The 3,007-nt window shown below is 54.6% G+C and carries 1 rRNA gene; it reads left to right on the top strand.

What is annotated here, in order from left to right:
- The first annotated feature begins 87 nt into the window (after positions 1–87).
- Positions 88–3,001: ribosomal RNA gene (locus tag EVJ33_RS15070) — 23S ribosomal RNA — on the top strand.
- Positions 3,002–3,007 lie beyond the last annotated feature (6 nt).

Here is a 3,007-nt window from a genome sequence, read left to right as displayed (position 1 = left end):
TTGTTCCTTGAAAACTGAAGATTCATCAAGACATCAAACCAATTAATTTCACATATGGTCCGTGAGGACCGTGTGTCTTAGACGCTAGATCAAGGTAGAAAGGGCGTACGGTGGATGCCTTGGCACTAGGAGCCGATGAAGGACGCGACGAACAGCGAAATGCCCTGGGGAGTGGTAAGTACACGTTGATCCAGGGGTATCCGAATGGGGGAACCCACCGCCGGGAGACTGGCGGGACACCCGTGTGAATACATAGCACGGCGTGAGGCAAACCCGGGGAACTGAAACATCTAAGTACCCGGAGGAAGAGAAAGAAAATTCGATTCCCTGAGTAGCGGCGAGCGAAACGGGAACAGCCCAAACCAGGAAGCATGCTTCCTGGGGTTGTAGGACACTCTATACGGAGTTACAAAGGGATAGGATAGGTGAACGACCTGGAAAGGTCGGCCAGAGAAGGTGACGGCCCTGTAGCTGAAATCTTATCCCCTCCAGAGTGGATCCTGAGTACGGCGGGACACGTGAAACCCCGTCGGAATCCGGGAGGACCATCTCCCAAGGCTAAATACTTCCTAGTGACCGATAGTGAACCAGTACCGTGAGGGAAAGGTGAAAAGCACCCCGGAAGGGGAGTGAAACAGATCCTGAAACCGTATGCCTACAAGTAGTCAGAGCCCGTTAACGGGTGATGGCGTGCCTTTTGTAGAATGAACCGGCGAGTTACGATGGCGGGCGAGGTTAAGCCGATGAGGCGGAGCCGCAGCGAAAGCGAGTCTGAATAGGGCGCATCAGTCCGTCGTCGTAGACCCGAAACCAGGTGATCTACCCATGTCCAGGATGAAGGTCAGGTAACACTGACTGGAGGTCCGAACCCACGCACGTTGAAAAGTGCGGGGATGAGGTGTGGGTAGCGGTGAAATGCCAATCGAACCTGGAGATAGCTGGTTCTCCCCGAAATAGCTTTAGGGCTAGCCTCGAGGTGAAGAGTTCCGGAGGTAGAGCACTGATTGGACTAGGGGCCCCCACAGGGTTACCGAATTCAGTCAAACTCCGAATGCCGGCAACTTGTACTCGGGAGTCAGACTGCGAGTGATAAGATCCGTAGTCGAAAGGGAAACAGCCCAGACCATCAGCTAAGGTCCCCAAGTGTATGTTAAGTGGAAAAGGATGTGGCGTTGCACAGACAACTAGGATGTTGGCTTAGAAGCAGCCATCATTCAAAGAGTGCGTAATAGCTCACTAGTCGAGTGACGCCGCGCCGAAAATGTAACGGGGCTAAACATACCACCGAAGCTATGGATCCCGTAAGGGATGGTAGGGGAGCGTTCCAAGCAGCAGTGAAGCGGTATCGTGAGGAGCCGTGGAGCGCTTGGAAGTGAGAATGCCGGTGTGAGTAGCGAAAAGAGGGGTGAGAATCCCCTCCGTCGAAAGCCCAAGGTTTCCTGAGGAAGGCTCGTCCGCTCAGGGTTAGTCTGGACCTAAGCCGAGGCCGAAAGGCGTAGGCGATGGACAACAGGTTGATATTCCTGTACCGCCGTACCACCGTTTGAACGATGGGGGGACGCAGAAGGATAAGGTAACCGTGCGACTGGAAGTGCACGGACAAGCAGCGAGGCCGTCGGGTTGGCAAATCCGCCCGACACACAAGGCTGAGCTGTGATGTGGAGCCCGTAGGGCGAAGTACCGGATTTCACGCTGCCAAGAAAAGCCTCTAGTAAGGAGGTCGGCGCCAGTACCGTAAACCGACACAGGTAGGCGAGATGAGAATTCTAAGACGCGCGGGATAACTCTCGTTAAGGAACTCGGCAAAATGGTCCCGTAACTTCGGGAGAAGGGACGCTTATGGCAACATAAGCCGCAGTGAATAGGCCCAAACGACTGTTTAGCAAAAACACAGGTCTCTGCTAAATCGCAAGATGAAGTATAGGGGCTGACGCCTGCCCGGTGCTGGAAGGTTAAGGGGATGTGTCATCGCAAGAGAAGCACTGAACCGAAGCCCCAGTAAACGGCGGCCGTAACTATAACGGTCCTAAGGTAGCGAAATTCCTTGTCGGGTAAGTTCCGACCCGCACGAAAGGCGTAACGATTTGGGCACTGTCTCAACGAGAGACCCGGTGAAATCATAGTACCTGTGAAGATGCAGGTTACCCGCGACAGGACGGAAAGACCCCATGGAGCTTTACTACAGCCTGATATTGAGGCTTTGTACGCGATGTACAGGATAGGTGGGAGTTTGTGAAGCCGGAGCGCCAGCTTCGGTGGAGACACCCTTGGGATACCACCCTTTGCGTATAGAGTCTCTAACTCGCAGCCGTGATCCGGCTGGAGGACCGTGTCAGGTGGGTAGTTTGACTGGGGCGGTCGCCTCCTAAACAGTAACGGAGGCGCCCAAAGGTTCCCTCAGAATGGTTGGAAATCATTCGAAGAGTGCAAAGGCAGAAGGGAGCTTGACTGCGAGACCTACAAGTCGAGCAGGGACGAAAGTCGGGCTTAGTGATCCGGTGGTTCCGCATGGAAGGGCCATCGCTCAACGGATAAAAGCTACCCTGGGGATAACAGGCTGATCTCCCCCAAGAGTCCACATCGACGGGGAGGTTTGGCACCTCGATGTCGGCTCATCGCATCCTGGGGCTGGAGTAGGTCCCAAGGGTTGGGCTGTTCGCCCATTAAAGCGGTACGCGAGCTGGGTTCAGAACGTCGTGAGACAGTTCGGTCCCTATCCGTCGTGGGCGCAGGAAATTTGAGGAGAGCTGTCCTTAGTACGAGAGGACCGGGATGGACGCACCGCTGGTGTACCAGTTGTTCCGCCAGGAGCATCGCTGGGTAGCTACGTGCGGACGGGATAAGTGCTGAAAGCATCTAAGCATGAAGCCCCCTCCGAGATGAGATTTCCCTTTGAGCAATCAAGAAAGACCCCTCAGAGACGATGAGGTAGATAGGTCATGGGTGGAAGCACGGCGACGTGTGGAGCTGAATGATACTAATCGGTCGAGGCTTTGATCTAGTCTAA

Source organism: Exiguobacterium sp. SL-10 (genome assembly GCF_004337025.1).
Classification (GTDB): domain Bacteria; phylum Bacillota; class Bacilli; order Exiguobacteriales; family Exiguobacteriaceae; genus Exiguobacterium.
The sequence above is the reverse complement of the archived record's forward strand: the minus strand, read 5'-3'. Positions and strand labels throughout refer to the sequence as shown.